Genomic DNA, 517 nt, shown 5'->3' with positions numbered 1-517 from the left:
GCAGCCGCCGGTGCCGGCGCCGCCGCCTCCACCTCGTCCAGCACTTGGTGCAGCCGCGCGCGCTCGGCCTCGCTGGCGGCCAGCGTGTCGGCGAGCTGGCGCAGATCGGCCAGTTGCGGCGCTACGCCGAGTGCACTGAGCACGCGCTGCTCGGCCTGGTTCAACACCGGGCCGCGGTCCTGGTCCTGGCAATCGCCCGGTTCCGGCGACGGATAGCGTTCGCGGTTGACCCAGTAGGCCATGCGGGTGCGCTCGCCCATCGCGCGACCGAACAGCGCGCGATCCCATTGGCAGCGCAACACCTCGGCCGGCGGTTTGTTGCCGATGCCATGGATGTAGACGACCGTGCGTGCCCGCCCCTGCGCCAGCGAACCTTCGCCGGTGGCCTTGGGCCGCAGCGCGTTGCCCGCCGGTGGCGCGGCGGCGGGCGTCGCCGAGGCAGGCCTGCTGGCGCCGGGAGCCGCGGCGTTGGATCTGGACGGCACTGCCGGCCTTGCCGATGCAGGTGCCTTCGTGG

The 517-nt window shown here is 73.7% G+C and carries 1 pseudogene; it reads right to left on the bottom strand.

The features are described from left to right. Nucleotides 1–398, bottom strand: a pseudogene (locus tag D180_RS23100) (peptidase); the annotation flags it as partial. Nucleotides 399–517 lie beyond the last annotated feature (119 nt).

Origin of the sequence: Xanthomonas sp. SHU 166 (assembly GCF_000364685.1) — a bacterium.
GTDB classification, from domain to species: domain Bacteria; phylum Pseudomonadota; class Gammaproteobacteria; order Xanthomonadales; family Xanthomonadaceae; genus Xanthomonas_A; species Xanthomonas_A sontii.
Note: the sequence above shows the minus strand (reverse complement) of the source record. Positions and strands in the feature narration are given on the sequence as shown.